The organism is Halorubrum salinum (assembly GCF_024494575.1).
Classification (GTDB): Archaea; Halobacteriota; Halobacteria; order Halobacteriales; family Haloferacaceae; genus Halorubrum; species Halorubrum salinum.
Genome location: NZ_JANHDO010000004.1, coordinates 93,997 through 111,047 on the forward strand (window position 1 = coordinate 93,997; position 17,051 = coordinate 111,047).

Annotated in this window: 20 protein-coding genes and 1 tRNA gene; 19 read left to right on the plus strand and 2 right to left on the minus strand. The window is 68.3% G+C overall.

Annotation, left to right across the window (positions count from 1 at the left end):
• Positions 1-92 precede the first annotated feature (92 nt).
• The 6 genes from NO930_RS11255 (at position 93) to NO930_RS11280 (ending at position 6,336) form a co-directional block, all read left to right on the plus strand.
• A complete protein-coding gene (locus tag NO930_RS11255; RefSeq protein WP_137783389.1) occupies positions 93-338 on the plus strand; it encodes a YhbY family RNA-binding protein in 246 nt (81 codons plus the stop codon).
• Positions 338-1,228, plus strand: a complete 891-nt coding sequence (locus tag NO930_RS11260; RefSeq protein WP_137783388.1) for a mechanosensitive ion channel family protein — start codon at positions 338-340, stop codon at positions 1,226-1,228. The genes NO930_RS11255 and NO930_RS11260 overlap by 1 nt, the downstream gene beginning before the upstream one ends.
• A gap of 93 nt (positions 1,229-1,321) precedes the next feature.
• Positions 1,322-2,659, plus strand: a complete 1,338-nt coding sequence (trkA, locus tag NO930_RS11265) for a Trk system potassium transporter TrkA (protein ID WP_256403539.1) — start codon at positions 1,322-1,324, stop codon at positions 2,657-2,659.
• Between the two features lie 3 nt (positions 2,660-2,662).
• A complete protein-coding gene (locus NO930_RS11270; RefSeq protein ID WP_256403540.1) occupies positions 2,663-4,171 on the plus strand; it encodes a TrkH family potassium uptake protein in 1,509 nt (502 codons plus the stop codon).
• 150 nt (positions 4,172-4,321) lie between these two features.
• A complete protein-coding gene (locus tag NO930_RS11275) occupies positions 4,322-5,785 on the plus strand; it encodes a TrkH family potassium uptake protein (protein WP_303650543.1) in 1,464 nt (487 codons plus the stop codon).
• Between the two features lie 62 nt (positions 5,786-5,847).
• Positions 5,848-6,336 carry a universal stress protein gene (locus tag NO930_RS11280; RefSeq protein ID WP_256403542.1) on the plus strand — a complete coding sequence of 163 codons (489 nt, stop codon included), beginning with the start codon at positions 5,848-5,850 and terminating at the stop codon, positions 6,334-6,336.
• 49 nt (positions 6,337-6,385) lie between these two features.
• Here the strand turns inward: NO930_RS11280 and NO930_RS11285 are convergent, their stop codons facing one another.
• Entirely contained in the window at positions 6,386-6,631 is a 246-nt protein-coding gene (locus NO930_RS11285) for a DUF7999 family protein (protein ID WP_137783204.1), read from the minus strand.
• Positions 6,632-6,733: 102 nt separating this feature from the next.
• Here NO930_RS11285 and NO930_RS11290 point away from each other — a divergent pair, with 102 nt between their 5' ends.
• The 11 genes from NO930_RS11290 (at position 6,734) to ftsY (ending at position 14,786) form a co-directional block, all read left to right on the plus strand.
• Positions 6,734-7,498, plus strand: a complete 765-nt coding sequence (locus NO930_RS11290) for a phosphopantothenate/pantothenate synthetase (protein WP_137783203.1) — start codon at positions 6,734-6,736, stop codon at positions 7,496-7,498.
• Between the two features lie 106 nt (positions 7,499-7,604).
• Positions 7,605-9,362: a pyruvate kinase gene (gene pyk / locus NO930_RS11295; RefSeq protein WP_256403543.1), complete on the plus strand. Its 1,758-nt coding sequence runs from the start codon at positions 7,605-7,607 to the stop codon at positions 9,360-9,362.
• 81 nt (positions 9,363-9,443) lie between these two features.
• Complete coding sequence (locus NO930_RS11300; RefSeq protein WP_137784779.1) at positions 9,444-9,683, plus strand: DUF7312 domain-containing protein; 240 nt, start codon at positions 9,444-9,446, stop codon at positions 9,681-9,683.
• A 123-nt stretch (positions 9,684-9,806) separates the two neighbouring features.
• The gene (locus NO930_RS11305; protein ID WP_256403544.1) at positions 9,807-10,466 is read left to right on the plus strand and encodes an NfeD family protein; all 660 of its coding nucleotides are present in this window, start codon (positions 9,807-9,809) and stop codon (positions 10,464-10,466) included.
• Positions 10,463-11,620 carry a M20 family metallopeptidase gene (locus tag NO930_RS11310; RefSeq protein WP_256403545.1) on the plus strand — a complete coding sequence of 386 codons (1,158 nt, stop codon included), beginning with the start codon at positions 10,463-10,465 and terminating at the stop codon, positions 11,618-11,620. The genes NO930_RS11305 and NO930_RS11310 overlap by 4 nt, the downstream gene beginning before the upstream one ends.
• Before the next feature lie 177 nt (positions 11,621-11,797).
• On the plus strand, positions 11,798-11,950 hold the full coding sequence (locus NO930_RS11315; RefSeq protein ID WP_004050128.1) for a 50S ribosomal protein L39e: 153 nt from the start codon (positions 11,798-11,800) through the stop codon (positions 11,948-11,950).
• Complete coding sequence (locus NO930_RS11320; RefSeq protein ID WP_137783565.1) at positions 11,951-12,229, plus strand: 50S ribosomal protein L31e; 279 nt, start codon at positions 11,951-11,953, stop codon at positions 12,227-12,229.
• A gap of 1 nt (position 12,230) precedes the next feature.
• Positions 12,231-12,896, plus strand: a complete 666-nt coding sequence (locus NO930_RS11325) for a translation initiation factor IF-6 (protein WP_256403547.1) — start codon at positions 12,231-12,233, stop codon at positions 12,894-12,896.
• 145 nt (positions 12,897-13,041) lie between these two features.
• A complete protein-coding gene (gene rpl18a, locus NO930_RS11330) occupies positions 13,042-13,218 on the plus strand; it encodes a 50S ribosomal protein L18Ae (RefSeq protein ID WP_137783563.1) in 177 nt (58 codons plus the stop codon).
• Positions 13,218-13,682 carry a prefoldin subunit alpha gene (gene pfdA, locus NO930_RS11335; protein WP_137783567.1) on the plus strand — a complete coding sequence of 155 codons (465 nt, stop codon included), beginning with the start codon at positions 13,218-13,220 and terminating at the stop codon, positions 13,680-13,682. Before rpl18a ends, pfdA begins: the two co-directional genes overlap by 1 nt.
• Before the next feature lie 9 nt (positions 13,683-13,691).
• Complete coding sequence (gene ftsY / locus NO930_RS11340) at positions 13,692-14,786, plus strand: signal recognition particle-docking protein FtsY (RefSeq protein ID WP_256403548.1); 1,095 nt, start codon at positions 13,692-13,694, stop codon at positions 14,784-14,786.
• Here the strand turns inward: ftsY and NO930_RS11345 are convergent, their stop codons facing one another.
• Positions 14,787-16,403, minus strand: coding sequence for a long-chain-fatty-acid--CoA ligase (locus NO930_RS11345; protein WP_256403549.1), 1,617 nt, complete (start codon positions 16,401-16,403; stop codon positions 14,787-14,789).
• A gap of 170 nt (positions 16,404-16,573) precedes the next feature.
• Between NO930_RS11345 and NO930_RS11350 the strand changes: the two genes are divergently transcribed.
• Both NO930_RS11350 and NO930_RS11355 read left to right on the plus strand, forming a co-directional pair.
• Positions 16,574-16,795, plus strand: a complete 222-nt coding sequence (locus NO930_RS11350; RefSeq protein ID WP_137783472.1) for a hypothetical protein — start codon at positions 16,574-16,576, stop codon at positions 16,793-16,795.
• A gap of 102 nt (positions 16,796-16,897) precedes the next feature.
• Positions 16,898-16,972 (plus strand) — tRNA-Met (locus NO930_RS11355).
• Positions 16,973-17,051 lie beyond the last annotated feature (79 nt).

Below are 17,051 nucleotides of genomic sequence, written 5' to 3' on the forward strand. Positions count from 1 at the left end.
GCGAACCGCGCTCGGACCGCGCCCGGACCGGCGAGTCGTACCTCCGACCGCCGAACCTCAAGCTTCAATGGTCACGGGCGTGTTGCGTCCGTATGAGCGACCAACAGCTTCGCAAGGAGGCACACGACCTCGACGTCACCGTCTGGGTCGGGAAACACGGTATCGACGCGGTCGTCGACGAGCTCGGAGATCAGCTCGACGACCGCAAGCTCGTCAAGGTGAAGTTCCTGCGTGCCGCTCGCGGCGGGACGACCACCGACGAGCTCGCCGCTGAACTCGCAGACGCGGTCGACGCCGAACTGATCGAGACGCGCGGGAACACGGCGGTGCTCCACTGATGGCCGTCGCGGTCCCGGCGGGAAGCGTCGTCGCGGTCCGCGGCGCGTTGAATCCGTACTTCGGCCCGTTCACGGCGGCGGCCGTCGACGCGGCGACGTTCCTCATCGTGCTCGCGGCGGTGTACGTGGCGTTCAAGATCGCCGTCGTACCGCTGTCCGTGCGGGTGTTCGACCGCCGCGGGCTCGACGACCACGCGCGGAAGCCGATCCGGAAGCTGTTGGCGTTCGTCGTGTTCTTCGTCGGGATCACGGTCGCGTTCGGCGCGGCCGGCTACGGCGACTTCCTGCAGTCGCTGGCGACGATCGGGGCCGCGGCGACGCTCGCCATCGGGTTCGCGCTCCAGGACGTGCTCAAGAACTTCGTCGCGGGCGTGTTCATCTTCACCGACAAGCCGTTCCGGATCGGCGACTGGATCGAGTGGCAGGGGAACTCCGGCGTCGTCGAGGACATCTCGCTGCGGGTCACTCGCGTCCGAACGTTCGATAACGAACTGCTCACGGTTCCGAACAACGTGCTCACGGGCGACGTGATCAAAAACCCCGTCGCGAAGAAGACGCTCCGCCTGAAGTTCGTCTTCGGGATCGACTACGAGGACGACATCGACAAGGCGACGGAGATCATCGTGGAGGAGGCGGAGCGGAGCGAGGCCATTCTGGACGACCCCGCCCCGTCGGTGCGGCTGACGGAACTCGCGGACTCGTACGTCGGGCTGCAGTCGCGGATCTGGATCGACGACCCCTCGCGCGCGGACTTCGTGAAGGCCCGAGCCGACTACGTGAAGGCGGTCAAAGAGCGGTTCGACGAGGAGGGGATCTCGATCCCGTTCCCGCAGCGCACCGTCTCGGGACGGAACTCGTGGGAGGAGCCGAGCGCGTTCGGCGGGGACTGATCGCCGAGCCGTCTCTTCTCCGGGCCGGTTCGGTCTCGGTCCGAGGTAGCACCGATAGTAACGAACTTCAGTCTCGGGTAACTCGTCTCCTGCATGCACGTGGTCATCATCGGGGCCGGCGAGGTCGGGACGAGCACCGCGGCCAGCCTGGCGTCGGACCACGACGTCGTCGTCATCGACTGCGACGCCGACCGCACTGAGGACCTCAAGTACCAGTACGACGTACTCACTATCACCGGCGACGGGACCGACTCGTCGGTCCAGGAGCGGGCCGACGTCGCGGGCGCCGACATGCTCATCGCCTGCACTGACGACGACCGGACGAACCTCGTCGCCTGCGGGACCGCGAAGACGTTCGGCGACCCGTTCACGATCGCTCGGGTGAAGAGCACGTCGTACCTGAAGACGTGGGAGCGCGACGAGACCGCCTTCGGCGTCGACTTCCTCGTCTGCACGGATCTGCTCACCGCGGAGAACATCGTCCGCGTCATCGGTCTGCCGGCCGCGGTCGACGTCGACCCGTTCGCCGGCGACTTGGTACAGATGGCCGAGTTCGAGATCGGCGCAGAGAGCCCGGTGGCCGACCAGACGGTCGCGGAGGCCGACCGCTTCGAGTCGCTCACGTTCGTCGGTATCTTCCGCGACGGCGAGGTGGAGATCCCCCGCGGCGACACGCGCATCTGTCCGGGCGACCGGGCGGTCGTCGTCGGGAGTCCCGAGAGCGTTCAGGCGTTCGCGAACGACATCGCGCCGGACACCACGCCGAACGACGCCGACGAGATCGTGATCGTCGGCGGCAGCGAGATCGGCTACCAGACCGCCCGCATCCTCGAAGAGCGCGGGCTCCGCTCGCGGCTCATCGAGCAGGACGGCGAGCGCGCGCGGTGGCTCGCGGAACAGCTACCCGACACCGTCGTGATGGAACACGACGCGACGGACACGGAGTTCCTGTCGCGCGAACACGTCGACGAGGCCGACATCGTCGTCACCGCGCTCGACTCCGACGAGCGGAATCTGCTGGCCGCGGTGTTGGCGAAGCGGCTCGGCGTCGACCGCGTCGTGAGCGTCGTCGACAGCGCCGACTACGTCACCGTCTTCGAGGAGATCGGCATCGACGTGGCGATCAACCCGCGGACGGTGACCGCGGAGGAGATCATCCGGTTCACCTTCGAGAGCGTCGCCGAGAACATCGCGGTCCTCGAAAACGACCGTGCCGAGGTCCTCGAACTGGAACTCGACGAGGGGTGTGCCCTGGTCGGCCGGCCGATCCGCGAACTCGTCGAGGAGATCGACGCCAAGTTCGTCATCGGCGCTATCGTCCGCGACGGCGAACACGTCACTCCCCGCGGTGACACCGTCCTCCGGCCGGGCGACCACGTGATCGTGCTCGTCGAGACCGCGTTCACCTCCGAGCTGGCCTCGATGGCCTGACCGATGACGGGACGCACGCGGATCAGGGTGCGATGGCGCGCGAGCGCGGAACTCACCGGCGACGTGCTCGCGTACCTGACCGTACCGCTCGCGTTCCCCCTCCTGGTCGCGCTCTACTACCGGGAGTCGCCGGTCCCGTTCCTCGCCGCCATCGCCGTCGCGCTCGCGCTGGGTGCCGGGTTCCGATCGCTCCGCGACCCCGACGCCGACCTCGGGCCGCGCGAGGCGTTCCTCGCGGTCGCGTCGATCTGGTTTCTGGTCGCCGCGGTCGGCGCGATCCCCTTCGTCGTCGCCGGCACGGGCGTCCTCTCGAACCCCGTGAACGCCATGTTCGAGTCGATGAGCGGGCTGACGACGACGGGCGCGACGGTGCTCGTCGACTTCGGCGTCCACCCCCGAGGCGTGATGATGTGGCGGCAGGTGCTCCAGTGGCTCGGCGGGCTCGGCATCCTGATCTTGGCGACCGCCGTGCTCTCCGAGATCGGCGTCGGCGGGGCACAGCTGATGGAGTCCGAGACGCAGACGCGGGACGTGAGCAAGCTCACGCCGAAGATAAGCCAGACCGCGCGGCTCATCTGGAGCCTCTACGTCGGGCTGACGATACTGGCGGCCGCGACGTACTTCGCGCTCGGGCTCGCCGTCGACCCGCAGATGGACCTGTACAACGCGGTCGCCCACGCGTTCACGTCGGTGTCGACCGCGGGGTTCTCGCCGGAGCCGCTCTCGATCGGGGCGTTTCACCCCGCTATCCAGTGGGCCGTGATCCCCTTCATGGTCGTCGGGTCGACGAGCTTCGTGCTTCTGTACTTCGCGATCAACGGCGAGCCGATGCGCCTGTTGAAAAACGACGAGTTCCACTTCTATCTCGGGTCGATGGGGGTGTTCGCGGCGATCGTCGCGCTCGTGCTCGGGCTCGACCCCGGCACCCCTTTCGGCCCCGAGGCGACGGTCCGTCACGCCGTGTTCAACGTCGTCTCGATGGTGACGACGACCGGGTACGCGAGCGCAGACTTCGAGCTGTGGGCACCGGGCGCGAAACACCTGCTCTTCATGGGGATGTTCCTCGGCGGGATGGTGGGGTCGACGACGTGTTCGATCAAGTCGCTGCGGTGGATGGTCGCGCTGAAGGCGTTCAAACGCGACCTGTACACGAGCATCCACCCCGAGTCGGTCCGACCGGTCCGCAACTCCGGCGCGCCGATCGACGAGGAGACGATCCGCGACATCTACGCGTACATCCTGTTGAGCGTCGTGATATTCTTCTTTTTCACCGTGTTCGTCGTCGTCGACGCCGAGCGGGGCGACGCCCGGGTCACGGAGTTCGAGGCGATGGGCGCGGCGGCGTCGACGTTCCTCAACATCGGCCCCGCGTTCGGCGACGCCGGCCCCTACGGAACCTACGCCTCGTTCCCGCTGTCGACGCGGGCGGTCATGATCGTCCTGATGTGGATCGGGAGAATCGAGATCATTCCGGTGTTGGTGCTGTTCACGAAGTCGTTCTGGACGTCGTGACGCCGCCGGCGGCGGTATCGACGGGTTCTTGCCGTGCCGGGAAGCTACCACGGATATCGACGCGAGGCCGACCCACACGTGAGACGAACTGTCGACGCGCGGGCGACGCTCAGCTACACCGGGAGCATCGTGAAGTACCTCTCGGCATCGATGAGCGTGCCGCTCGTCGTCGCGCTGATCTACCGGGAAGACGTCGTCGCGTTCGCCGTCTCCATCGCGATCGCCGTCGCGGTCGGCGCGGGGCTCGAACGGCTCGACGACGAGCCGGACCTCGGTCCGCGCGACGCGCTCGCGGTCGTCTCGCTCGCGTGGTTCATGGCGGCGGTCGTCGGCGCGATCCCGTACGTCGTCGCGGGGTACGGGACGGAGTCTGCGCTCGCGCACCCGGTCAACGCCTTATTCGAGTCGATGAGCGGCTTCACGACGACGGGCGCGACGGCGACCGCCGAGATCAGCTTCGAGCAGCACTCGCACGCGCTGTTGCTGTGGCGACAGCTCACGCAGTGGCTCGGCGGCATGGGGATCATCGTGCTGATGGTCGCGATCTTACCGCAGCTCGCGGTCAACGGCGCACAGCTGATGAAATCGGAGGCTCCGGGGCCGGGTCTCCAGAAGCTCACGCCGCGGATCGCCGAGACGGCCCGGGCGCTGTGGCTCATCTACGTCGGGTTCACCGCCGCGCTGATCGCGATTCTGTTCGTGCTGGGGCTCACGCCGCTCGCGCCGGAGATGAACCTGTACAACGCGGTCGCCCACGGCCTCTCGACGCTGCCGACCGGCGGCTTCTCGCCGCAGGCCGAGAGCATCGCGGCCTTCTCGCCGGTCGTCCAGTGGGTCTTCGTCCCGTTCATGGTGATCGCGGGCGTGAACTTCGCGCTGTTCTGGTACCTCTTGCGCGGCGAGCCGCGCCGGATGCTGGAGAACACCGAGTTCCGGACGTACCTCGGGCTGGTGACCGCGTTCGCGGGCGTGCTCGCGGTCGGGCTGTTCGCCGGCGGCGCGCCGGCCACGCTGATCGGCGGGATAACTGAGGGGGCGGCCGAGAACGCCCTCAGACAGGGCGTCTTCCAGGTCGCCTCGCTTTTGAACTCCACGGGGTACGCCACCGCGGACTTCGCCCAGTGGGACCGACAGACCCGGTTTTTCCTGCTCTTCGTGATGTTCGTCGGCGGGTCGGCCGGGTCGACCGGCGGGGGTATCAAGGTGATCCGCTGGCTGATCGTGGCGAAGGCGCTGTACCGCGAGCTGTACACGACGGCGAACCCGGACGTGGTCAAGCCGGTCCGGCTCGGCGGCGAGGTCGTCGACGAGGACGTGATCCGCGGCATCTTGGTGTTCACGCTCCTCTACTTCCTCATCTTCGCGCTCGCCGCCGTGTTCATCGAACTCGACACGGCGCGGATGGGCGAGGCGCTCACCGGGACGGAGGCGTTCGCGGCCTCGCTCGCGACGATCGGGAACATCGGACCGGGACTCGGACCGCTCGGCCCCTTCGGGAGCTACGAGTTCCTGCCGAACACGACGAAGGTCGTGATGATCGGGCTAATGTGGATCGGCCGGTTGGAGATCGTGCCGGTCCTCGCGCTGTTCGTCGCCGGGATCGACGACCGGTGAGGGACGCCGGCGCTCGGCGCCGCTCCGACCACCTTCTTAAGTCGCGGCGTCGAAGTCGCGGTATGGCCGATCTGGACGATGCCGGCGATACGGCGGATCGCGACGACACCGACGATCGCGGCGACGCGCCCCACACCGGCAACGCGGACCTGCTCGGTCACGTCCTGTTGCCGGTCGCAAACGAGGACGACGCGCTTTCGACCGCGCGGGCGCTCGAACCGTACGACCCGGCTCGCGTGACCGCGCTCCACGTCGTCGAGAAGGGCGAGGGCGTCCCCGACAAGACGCCCGTCGAGCAGTCGGAGGAACTGGCCGAGGAGGCGTACGCCGCCGTCCGGACGGTGTTCCCGGACGCCGGCGACCACACGGCGTACGGCCGCGACGTGGCCGGAGAGATATTCTCGGCCGCGGAGGCGGTCGACGCGAGCGCGATCGTCTACCGCTCGCGCGGCGGTAACCGGATCATGCAGATGCTCTCCGGGGACCTGTCGATCAAACTCGTGACGGACGCCGACGTGCCGGTCGTCGCGCTTCCGCGCACGGAGTCCTGATCCGCTTCGCCGATCGGCCGTCTCGGCGACGGCGTTTCCTGGGGCCCGGTCAGGCGGGGTCCGCGCTCACCGGCTGCGCCGTCTCGGCGCGCCACGCGTTCCCGCGGCGACCCTCGCGTTCGAGTTCGACCCTGACGACCGTGCCGGCGTCGAGGTCGGAGAGCGCGGACTCAACCTCCGAGTCGCCGTATTCGACGACGTGAACGGTGCTGTTCCGCGGGTGCTCGCGGAGCGTCGTCGTTCCGTGGTCGTTGCACGGTTCCACCACCGTGTACGTGCCGGAACGGTCGGTCATCACCGGACGTTCGTGTCGTATCCCATTAACGTTTGCTGCGGTGGCACCATCCGCGTCGAACTGGAACGGGGCGCTTTACTCGTCGCGCCGACAACGGCGGACATGACCGAGACGGACGTCCCCGACGACCACCCGCGATACGCGTCGCTCGTGACGCGCCACCGTATCGAGGCGGGCGTCGAGGCGGGGATCACTTCGAAGCAGGGGCTCATCGCGCAGGGGCGCGGCGAGGCGTTCGATTACCTCCTCGGCGAGCGGACGCTTCAGAGTGCTGACGACGCCGCCCGCGCCGCCGCCGCCGCGCTCCTCGCGGCGGATCGGCCGGTGATATCGGTGAACGGGAACGTCGCGGCGCTCGCGCCGGGAGAGACCGTCGAACTCGCCGAGGCGGTCGACGCGGACCTGGAAGTGAACCTGTTCAACCACACCGACGAGCGCGTGCGCCGGATCGCGGACCACCTCCGCGATCACGGCGCGGACGAGGTGAAGGGACTGGCCGCGGACGGCGAAATTCCCGGGCTGTCACACGCTCGCGGGACCGTCGACGCCGACGGCATCGAGGCGGCGGACGTGGTCGTGGTCCCCTTGGAAGACGGCGACCGCGCGGCGGCGCTCGACGACATGGGGAAAACCGAGATCGTGATCGACCTCAACCCGGGAAGCCGGTCGCCGCAGACCGCGAGCGTGCCGGTCATCGACAACCTGATCCGGGCCGTGCCGAACGTCACGGCGCACGCCCGCGACCTCGCCGACGCCGCCGACGCGGAACTGGAGGCGATAGTCGATCGCTTCGACGCCGACGCCGCGCTCGCCGACGCGGAGGCCGCGATCCGCGACGGGAGCTTCGGCGCGGGCGAGGGTGCGTGACGGGCGGCGTCGGTCGCGGTGACCCCGGCCGCAGTATGTCACGAACGTTCACTCGGAGCCGACTCAACCGTGTGGCTTTTTCCGGCCCTGCGTCGAACCGAGCGGTATGCGAAACGCCAAGATCGTCTGTACGATCGGTCCCGCCTCGGACGACCGGGACACGATCCGCGACCTCGCCGCGGCGGGGATGTCCGTCGTCCGATTGAACGCCAGCCACGGGACGACGGACCACCGGGAGACCGTGATCGAGCGCGCCCGCGCCGTGGACGCCGAGATCGACGAGCCGCTCGCGGTGATGGTCGATCTGAAAGGGCCTGAGGTCCGAACCGCCGAGATCGACGAGCCGATCGCGATCGCCGAGGGCTCGACGGTGACGTTCGCCGAGGCCGACGACGCCACGCCCGAGCGGATCGGTCTCACTCACTCGATCGCGGCCGCGGGGCCGGGAGACACCGTGCTCCTCGACGACGGCCGAATCGAGTGTCGCGTCGACGGCGTCGACGGCGATTCGGTGACCGCGACCGTCGTGTCCGGCGGGGAACTCGGCTCTAGAAAGGGCGTGAACCTCCCGGGCGTCGCCATCGACGTCGACCTGATCACGCCCGAAGACGAGGCGGAACTCGACTTGGCGGCGCGGACCGACGCCGACTTCGTCGCGGCCTCGTTCGTGCGCGACGCCGACGACGTCTACACGATCGCCGACGAGCTCGAGGCCCGCGGCGGCGACGACATCCCGATCGTCGCCAAGATCGAACGCGCGGGGGCGGTCGAAAACTTGGAGGGGATAGTCGACGCCGCAGACGGCGTGATGGTCGCGCGCGGCGACCTCGGCGTGGAGTGCCCGCTCGAAGACGTCCCCGTGATCCAAAAGCGGATCATCCGGACGTGCGTCAACGAGGGGGTTCCCGTGATCACCGCGACCGAGATGCTGGACTCGATGGTCGCCTCGCGGCGGCCGACCCGCGCCGAGGCGTCCGACGTCGCGAACGCGGTCCTCGACGGGACGGACGCGGTGATGCTCTCCGGTGAGACCGCGATCGGCGACGATCCCGTCAACGTCGTCGAGACGATGGACCGGATCGTCCGGCAGGTCGAGGGCAGCGACGAGTACGCGGAGACGCGTGAGCAGCGCGTGCCGACCGCGGACGAGGGCTCTCGAACCGAGGCGTTGGCGCGCTCCGCGCGCTACCTCGCCCGCGACATCGGCGCGTCGACGATCGTGGCCGTCTCCGAGTCCGGATTCACGGCGCGCAAGACCGCGATGTTCCGTCCGGGGGTTCCAGTGGTCGCGACGACGCCGGACGACCGCGTCCGCCGCCAGCTCGCGCTCTCGTGGGGGGTCCGTCCCGTGTTGAGCGAGTACGCGCACGACATGGAGACGATCCTCGACAACGCGGTCGACGCCGCGCTCGACACGGGGGGTGCCGAGTCGGGCGACACGCTCGTCGTCCTCTCCGGGATGTTGACCGAGTTCGAGGGGACGAACACGACGAACACGCTCAAGGTCCACGTGGCGGCCGAGACGCTGGTGACCGGGAAGGCGGTCGTCACCGGACACACGGCGGCTCCCGTGTACCGCCTCACGGACGGTGCGCTCGACGAGGTTCCCAGCGGGTCGATCGTCGCGCTCGGCCCCGGGTTCGAGGGGGAGTTCACGGGAGACCTCGACGCTATCGCCGGCATCATCGACGCCCGCGAAGGGATGACCGGGTACCCGGCCGTGGTCGCCCGCGAACTCGGCGTCCCGATGGTCTCCGGGGCGACGCTGCCGGAACGCGTCGCCGACGGCGAGACGGTCACCGTCGACGGCGAGCGCGGTATCGTCTACGACGGCGACGTGATCGCGGCGGCGCGGAGCCGGTAGACCGAGCCGGGTCACAGACGCGGCCGTGAGGCGGCTTCCGTCGCCCGCCAGTCCTTTACTGTCGCCTCGCGTAGCGCGGGTATGAGCCGCGAGGACCGCGACGACGACGTTCGGAGCCGGGCGAACGAGCCCCGCGAGGGCGACGGAGACGAGAGCCAGTGGCGGTTCTCCGTCGACGAGGTCGGACCGAACGGCGTCACGGAAGACACCCACACGCCCGCGGACGAGCCGATAGAGCCCGGAACGATCGACCTCGAACACGCCGTCTTCGTCGGGCTCGGCGTGGCGCTCACCGTCGGCGTCTTCGTGCTCGGCTTCTGACGGTCGCGGCCGGCCCCTGAGGTCGCACTCGCCGTCCCGTTCGACGCCGGTCGCGGCGGTCGGGCGGAGACGCCCTCGGCGTCCCGCACCACCACTTATGCCGACGCAGCCGTACGTCCGAACATGGACGCGCTCGCGCAGTCGGGACTTTTGGCCCCCGAGACCCTCCCGCTCCTGTTGTTGACGGCCGGGCTGTTGCTCTCGATGGCGGAGGCGATCGCGCCGGGAGCGAACTTCATCGTCGTGGGCATCGCGCTCATCGGAGCCGGCCTCGGCGGCCTCCTCCTGGCGAGCCTCGGCGTCGCGGGCGCGGGACTCGCGCTCGTCATGGCGCTCCTGACGCTCGGGTTCGGCGCGGCCGCCTTCTACGGCTACCGCGAGTTCGACCTGTACGGCGGGAAGGGCCAACAGCAGACGAGCGACAGCGATTCGCTGAAGGGGAAGACCGGCACCGTCACGGAGGAGGTCACGACCGCGGGCGGCGAGGTGAAGCTCTCCGGCGGCGGGTTCAACCCCTACTACTCCGCGCGGGCCATCGAGGGGACGATCGCGGAGGGCGAGGAGGTGATGGTCGTCGACCCCGGCGGCGGCAACGTGGTCACCGTGGAGTCGATGGGGTACGTGGAAGACGACATCGACAGGGAGCTTGCGGCCGACCGCGCCCGGAAGGAGGCGGAGGGTGACGTCGACAGCGAGACGGGAGCCGACAGCGAGACGGGAGCCGACAGCGAGACGAGAGCGGAGACCGGCCGCGAAACGGAAACCGAGACCGACCGCGAATGACCGAACTCGTCGACCTGACGGAGCGACTGGTCGCGATACCGTCACACGAGGACGCGACCGCCGCCGGCGACGCGGTCGAGTCGTGGCTCCGCGCGGAGACGGACGCCCGCGTCGAGCGCGACGCCGTCGGCAACGTGCTCGCGTACAGGGAGCCGCCGGGAGGGTCCGGTCGCGTCGGGGGCGACGAGACGCTCGCGCTGGTCGGCCACCACGACGTGGTCCCGCCTGCCGAGCAGCAGACGGTCGGCGAGGGGACAGACGGCGAGTACGTCGTCGAGCATCGCGACGGTCGGCTCCGCGGCCGTGGCACGGCGGACATGAAGGGGTCGCTCGCGGCCTGCCTGCTCGCCTTCCGGGACGCGACCCCGCCGGCGGACAGGACGCTCGCGTTCGCCTCGTTCGTCGGCGAAGAGGAGGGCGGAACCGGAGCGAGACACGCGATATCGGAGGGGTTCACACCGGACCGCGCGGTCGTCGCCGAGGGGTCGACCGGCTACTCCGCACCCGGCGTCACGGACGTCGCCGTCGCACACAAGGGCCGGCGCGCGTCGACGCTTGTCGCCCGCGGGACCGCGGCACACGCCTCGGAGCCCGAGGCGGGCGAGAACGCGATCTATCGGGCGAGCGACGCGATAGACGTCGTCCGCGACCTGGACGCGCCGAGCGCGACCGTCTTCGGCGAGTCGGTCACGGGGTCGCTCGCGGTGACGATCGTCGAGGGCGGCGAGACCTGGAACGTGATCCCGGAACGGTGTGCGGTGACGATCGACGAGCGGACCGTGCCGGGCGACCGGGCCGACCTCGGTCGGGTCGAGGAAGCCGTGACGGGCGTGGAGTGGAGCGTCGATCAGGACCTCCCGCCGATGGCCTGCGAGGAGGCCGAGTTCGCGGACGCGGCGCTCTCGGTCGCCCGCGAGGTGCACGACGCCGGCGGCCGCGAGAGCGCCGATCACGACCCCGGTGCGCCGGAACCGGAACACGTCTCGAAGCCGCACGCGACCGACGCCGGGTGGCTCGCAGAGGCGGGCGCCGCCTGTCTCGTCTGCGGGGCCGCAGAGCCCGGCGAGGCGCACACCGACACGGAGAGCGTGGGGATCGACGTGTTAGAACGATGCCGGCGGATCTACCGCGGGATCTGCGAGCGAGAGGCGTGAGCCGTCTCCGGCGCGAGTGAAAGCCGCGAGCGTCGGTGTTCGGAGCGGCGGGTGCAGTGATCGGCGATGTCCGCGGGAGCGGCGACCGGAGGTGTCCGATTGGAGCGGCGACGTGACACCCCCGAACGACGCGGTATGGAAGGGGTTTTATGCGCCCCGGGGAAACTGGGGACCACTATGGGAGACAAATCGAAGGCTCAAAAGAAGCGTCTGGCGAAAGCGGAGCGCCAGAACACCCGCGTCCCCGCGTGGGTCATGATGAAGACCGACATGAACGTCACGCGAAACCCCAAGCGGCGCAACTGGCGTCGGAACGACCTGGACGAGTAAATGTCGACGAGTGATTTCGAGGAGCGCGTCGTCACCGTCCCGCTCCGCGACGCCAACGACAAGCCCGTACAGGAGCGCGCCGACTTCGCCATGAAGATCGTTCGCGAGCACCTCGCACAGCACTTCTCCGTCGACGAGGCGGACGTCGTGCTCGACACCTCCGTCAACGAGGCGGTCTGGGCGAACGGCCGGCAGAACCCGCCGAGCAAGGTCCGCGTCCGCGCGGCCCGCTTCGTCGAGGACGGCGACCCCGTCGTCGAAGCCGAGTACGCCGAGTAGCGTGTTACGGGCGACTTTCACCGGCTCGTCGTACGTCGGGGTGTTCGCCCGCGTCGTCGACGACCTCCTCTTGGTCAGACCGGACGCCGACGAGGAGCTCGCGGAAGCGCTCGGCGAGGAACTCTCCGCGACTCCCCTCCAGACGACCGTCGGCGGCTCCAACACCGTCGGCGCGCTGGCCGTCGGCAACGAGAACGGGATCCTCGTCTCGCCGCGCGCGACGGACCGCGAGCGGTCGCGGATCGCGGAGGTCGCGGACCGGGCGGTCAGCGAACTCCCCGGAGAGATCAACGCCGCAGGGAACGTCGTCCTCGCGAACGACTACGGCGCGTACGTCCATCCCGACCTCGCGCGCGAGTCGGTTACCGCGATCAGAGACACGCTCGACGTGCCCGTCGTCCGCGGTGATCTCGGCGACGTTCGGACCGTCGGCACCGCCGCGGTCGCGAACAACACCGGCGTGCTCTGTCACCCGAAGTCGACCGAATCGGAGCTACAAGCCGTCGAGGACGCGCTCGACGTCCGCGCCGATCTCGGCACGGTCAACTACGGCGCGCCGCTCGTCGGCTCGGGGCTCGTCGCCAACGACCACGGATACGTGGTCGGCGAGGAGACGACAGGCCCGGAGCTCGGTCGGATCGAAGAGACGCTCGGGTTCATCGACTGACCGTTCCGGTCCGATCTCGGCATCGCGGTTCTCCCGTCATCCGTCTCGTCACAGCCTGCTGCGCACCTATACGCCGGTTTCGGGGTGCTCTCACTGGCTCTGTTTTTTAGGAAGATACTTCCCTGTCCCCGCCGGAACGGGGAACATGAGTACCTACACGGTGAGTGGACAGTTCCAGAGTCGAGACGGCGACCAGCCGTTTACCAAAGAGATCGAAGCCGAAAACGAGTCGCTCGCCCGCGAGCGCACCTACACGACGATCGGGAGCCAGCACAACCGGAAGCGTACCCAGATCGAGATCGAGGAGGTGTCCGCGGCATGATGGGCGGCGGACAACAGCAGCTCCAGCAGCTCTCACAGGAACTGCAGGCGCTCGACGAGGAGATCGAGGCGCTCGAAGCCGAGATCGACGACTACCGCGAGGAGAAGAGCGACATCGACGACGCGGTAGAGGCGATCGAGACGCTCGATACGGGCTCGACGGTGCAGGTTCCGCTCGGCGGCGGCGCGTACGTCCGCGCCGAGGTGCAGGACATCGACGAGATCATCGTCTCGCTCGGCGGGAACTACTCCGCAGAGCAGGAGCAGGGCGACGCGATCGACGTGCTCCGGCGTAAACAGGAGTCGCTCGACGACCGGATCGAGGAGACGCAGGCGGAGATCGACGAGCTCGAATCCGAGAGCGACGAGCTCGAACAGCAGGCCCAGCAGATGCAACAGCAGATGCAACAACAGCAGCAACAGCAGATGGAGCAGCTGCAGCAGGCGGCAGACGACGAGGAGTAGCGACGAACCGTGTTCGACGGACTGAAAGACAAGCTCTCCGGGTTCCGAAAAGACGTCGAGGAGAGTGCCGGCGGCGAAGAACCCGAGGCGAGCGACGAGACAGCCGCGGACGAGAGCGCGGCTGCTTCGGACAACTCGACCGACGCCGGATCGCCAACCGGTGAGGACGCGGACGCGAGCGACGCGGCCGAATCCGACGAGACGGGAGACGCCGATCCCAGCACGTTCCAGCGCGCGAAGGCGTTCGCGACCGGGCGGATCATCATCGAGGAGGAGGACCTCGAGGAGCCGCTGTGGGACCTCGAGATGGCGCTCTTGGAGAGTGACGTGGAGATGAGCGTCGCGGAGCAGATCCTCGATACCGTCCGCGAGAAGATGCTCGGCGAGTCGCGAAAGCAGGTGGAGACGACGGGCGAACTCGTCGAGTCGGCGCTTCACGACGCCTTGCTCGACGTGATCGCCGTCGGCCAGTTCGACTTCGAAGAGCGGATCGCCGAGGCCGAAAAGCCCGTGACCATCGTCTTCACCGGCGTCAACGGCGTCGGGAAGACGACGAGCATCGCGAAGCTCTCCGAGTGGCTCGACGAGCGGGGGTATTCTTCGGTGCTCGCCAACGGCGACACCTACCGGGCGGGCGCGAACGAGCAGATCGCGGAACACGCCGACAGACTGGACCGCGAGCTGATCGCGCACGACCAGGGCGGCGACCCCGCGGCCGTCATCTACGACGGCGTGGAGTACGCCGAGGCCAACGACGTCGACGTCGTCCTCGGCGACACGGCCGGCCGGCTCCACACGAGCGACGACCTGATGGCGCAACTGGAGAAGATCGACCGCGTCGTCGACCCCGACATGACGCTTTTCGTCGACGAAGCGGTCGCCGGACAGGACGCGGTCAACCGCGCGAAGGAGTTCAACGACGCCGCCGAGATCGACGGCGCGATCCTCACGAAGGCCGACGCCGACTCCTCCGGCGGCGCCGCGATCTCCGTGGCGTACGTCACCGGCAAGCCGATCCTCTTTCTCGGCACCGGTCAGGGGTACGACGACATCACGCTGTTCGATCCCGAGGAACTCGTCGACAGCCTGCTCGGCGAGGAGTAGCTACCCCTCTCCGACCATCCGGTCCTCGTCGTCCCACTCCCGCTCGCGAAGCTCGTACTTCTGTATCTTCCCCGTCGCGGTCGTCGGCAGTTCCGCGACGAACTCGACCTCGCCGGGCGTCTTGTAGTCGGCGACGCGCTCGCGCACGAACGCCGTGAGTTCCTCGGTCGTCGCGCCCGGATCGTCGGGGTCGCCGCCCTCGGGGACGACGAATGCCTTCGGGGTCTCACCCCACCGTTCGTCGGGCGCGGGGATGACGGCGACGTCGCCGACGACCTCGTGTTCGAAGAGGGTGTCTTCAAGCTCGATAGAGGAGATGTTCTCGCCGCCGGAGATGATGATGTCCTTTTTTCGATCCTGAATGGAGATGAAGCCGTCCTCGTCGACGACGGCCAGATCGCCCATGTGGTAGTATCCGTCCAGCCGCTCCGAGAACGCCTGCTCCGTGGCCTCGGGCTTCTCCCAGTAGCGGTCCATCACTTGGTTTCCACGGACGACGACCTCGCCTATCGTTTCGCCGTCGGGGGCCACGTCGTCGCCGTCCTCGTCGACGACACGGACGTCGGTCCCCAGATAGCCGATCCCCTGCGTCTTTTTCACGGCGAACCGGTCGTCGGAGTCGAGGTCGTAGTGCCGCTTGGCGTCGGACGTTGTCACGAGCGGTCCGGTCTCGGTCGCGCCGTACACGTGTTTCAGCTCCCAGCCGAACTCCTCCTCGACCGTGCGGATCGTCGCCTCCGGCGGCGCGGCACCGGCGGTCGCGACCCGCACCGGGTTCTCTCCGGTCGTCGCTCCGCCGTGATCGGCGTGGTGGTCGCCGAGCATGTTGAGGACGGTGGGTGCCGCACAGAAGTACGAGACGTCTTCGGTGCGGATCCGGTCGAACGCGTCGGCGACGTCGACGCCGCGGGTGCAGATGTGTCGCGCGCCCATTCCCGTGATCGCGTAGATGTGCCCCCAGCCGTTGACGTGGAACATCGGGAGCGTCCAGAGGTAGACGTCGTCGTCCGTGATCTCCTGGTGGACGGTGATGAGGTACGCGTGCAGCGTCTCGGCGCGGTGGGTGCGACAGACGCCCTTCGGGTCGCCGGTCGTCCCGGAGGTGTAGTTTATCGTGATCACGTCGTCTTCGTCCATCTCCGGGCGCTCGTAGGCGGCGGGGTCCGCGTCTTCGAGCGCGCCGTCGAACGACTCCCAGTCGCCGTCGACCGCGTCGGCGTCGTTCGTGAGGAAGACGTCCGTGGGGACCTCCTCGCGGACGGCCTCGACGTTCGCCGCGTACTCGGCGTCGGCGTATATCGCGTCGACGCCCGCGTCGGAGAGCATGTACGCGAAGTCGTCGGGCGTGAGCCGGTAGTTGAGCGGCGTGTGGACCGCGCCGACCTGCATCGCCCCGTAGGCGGCTTCGAGGTGGTAGTGCGTGTTCGGGTCCAACACCGCGACGCGGTCGCCCTTCTCGATCCCCCTGTCCTGGAGCGCGGCCGAGAACCGGTCCGCGCGGTCGCCGAGTTCGGCGTAGGTGTATCGCGTGCCATCGACCGCGAGCACGGCCTCCTCGTCTGCGTAGTGACGCCTCGCCCGATCGAGAAAGTCCGTCGTGAGTAACGGTTTTCGCATCGATCTATCACTATTTATGATCTATGATAGTGTTTGCGGCCGCTGCAAGCTGGCGAGGGGAGTCGTCGTCGAGCGTGCGGGTAGTCGTCGGCGAGCCGGTGGGGGATTGTCGAGGAGGTCGAGCGCGCGTCGTCGTGGGGTTTTATCGGACCGGCGACGAGGAGAGGAGTATGAGCGACGAATCCGGCCGGACGGCGGCCACCGGTGGGTACATAGAGCCGATCGCGGGGCTTTTCGGCCTGCTGTTCGCGCTGATGGCGGGGATAACGGCACCGCGACTGCTCTCCGGCGACCCCGCCGAGGCCGTCCTTCCGATCACGTTCGCCGTCGGAAGCCTCGCGACGATCTGGGTCCGTCGCCGGTACGCGACCGCCGAACCCGACGGGGAGTGAGGTGCCGTCGCGAACGGATTGATATATAAACGTATCGTGGACGAATCGCACACGGGCGACGGGATCAGAACCCTTAACAGTCGCACGCGAGTTTGCTACGATAGCGGGATGGGATAGCCAGGAGATTCCGCCGGGCTCATAACCCGGAGATCGGTAGTTCAAATCTACCTCCCGCTATCTCCTGTCGACGACAGTAAACGCCGAGCGCAGCGAGGCGTGAACCGTCGTCGACGAGATAGCTCTGAACGGTTTGAAC

Excerpts from the sequence above, each read along its gene's own strand:
- NO930_RS11300 (WP_137784779.1), top strand. The coding sequence starts at position 9,444 with ATGAGCCGCGAGGACCGCGACGACGACGTTCGGAGCCGGGCGAACGAG.
- NO930_RS11350 (WP_137783472.1), top strand. The coding sequence starts at position 16,574 with ATGAGCGACGAATCCGGCCGGACGGCGGCCACCGGTGGGTACATAGAG.
- pfdA (WP_137783567.1), top strand. The coding sequence starts at position 13,218 with ATGGGCGGCGGACAACAGCAGCTCCAGCAGCTCTCACAGGAACTGCAG.
- NO930_RS11315 (WP_004050128.1), top strand. The coding sequence starts at position 11,798 with ATGGGAGACAAATCGAAGGCTCAAAAGAAGCGTCTGGCGAAAGCGGAG.
- rpl18a (WP_137783563.1), top strand. The coding sequence starts at position 13,042 with ATGAGTACCTACACGGTGAGTGGACAGTTCCAGAGTCGAGACGGCGAC.
- NO930_RS11320 (WP_137783565.1), top strand. The coding sequence starts at position 11,951 with ATGTCGACGAGTGATTTCGAGGAGCGCGTCGTCACCGTCCCGCTCCGC.
- NO930_RS11255 (WP_137783389.1), top strand. The coding sequence starts at position 93 with ATGAGCGACCAACAGCTTCGCAAGGAGGCACACGACCTCGACGTCACC.
- NO930_RS11275 (WP_303650543.1), top strand. The coding sequence starts at position 4,322 with ATGAGCGTGCCGCTCGTCGTCGCGCTGATCTACCGGGAAGACGTCGTC.
- NO930_RS11310 (WP_256403545.1), top strand. The coding sequence starts at position 10,463 with ATGACCGAACTCGTCGACCTGACGGAGCGACTGGTCGCGATACCGTCA.
- NO930_RS11305 (WP_256403544.1), top strand. The coding sequence starts at position 9,807 with ATGGACGCGCTCGCGCAGTCGGGACTTTTGGCCCCCGAGACCCTCCCG.
- pyk (WP_256403543.1), top strand. The coding sequence starts at position 7,605 with ATGCGAAACGCCAAGATCGTCTGTACGATCGGTCCCGCCTCGGACGAC.
- NO930_RS11280 (WP_256403542.1), top strand. The coding sequence starts at position 5,848 with ATGGCCGATCTGGACGATGCCGGCGATACGGCGGATCGCGACGACACC.
- NO930_RS11260 (WP_137783388.1), top strand. The coding sequence starts at position 338 with ATGGCCGTCGCGGTCCCGGCGGGAAGCGTCGTCGCGGTCCGCGGCGCG.
- trkA (WP_256403539.1), top strand. The coding sequence starts at position 1,322 with ATGCACGTGGTCATCATCGGGGCCGGCGAGGTCGGGACGAGCACCGCG.
- NO930_RS11285 (WP_137783204.1), bottom strand. The coding sequence starts at position 6,631 with ATGACCGACCGTTCCGGCACGTACACGGTGGTGGAACCGTGCAACGAC.
- NO930_RS11345 (WP_256403549.1), bottom strand. The coding sequence starts at position 16,403 with ATGCGAAAACCGTTACTCACGACGGACTTTCTCGATCGGGCGAGGCGT.
- NO930_RS11290 (WP_137783203.1), top strand. The coding sequence starts at position 6,734 with ATGACCGAGACGGACGTCCCCGACGACCACCCGCGATACGCGTCGCTC.
- NO930_RS11270 (WP_256403540.1), top strand. The coding sequence starts at position 2,663 with ATGACGGGACGCACGCGGATCAGGGTGCGATGGCGCGCGAGCGCGGAA.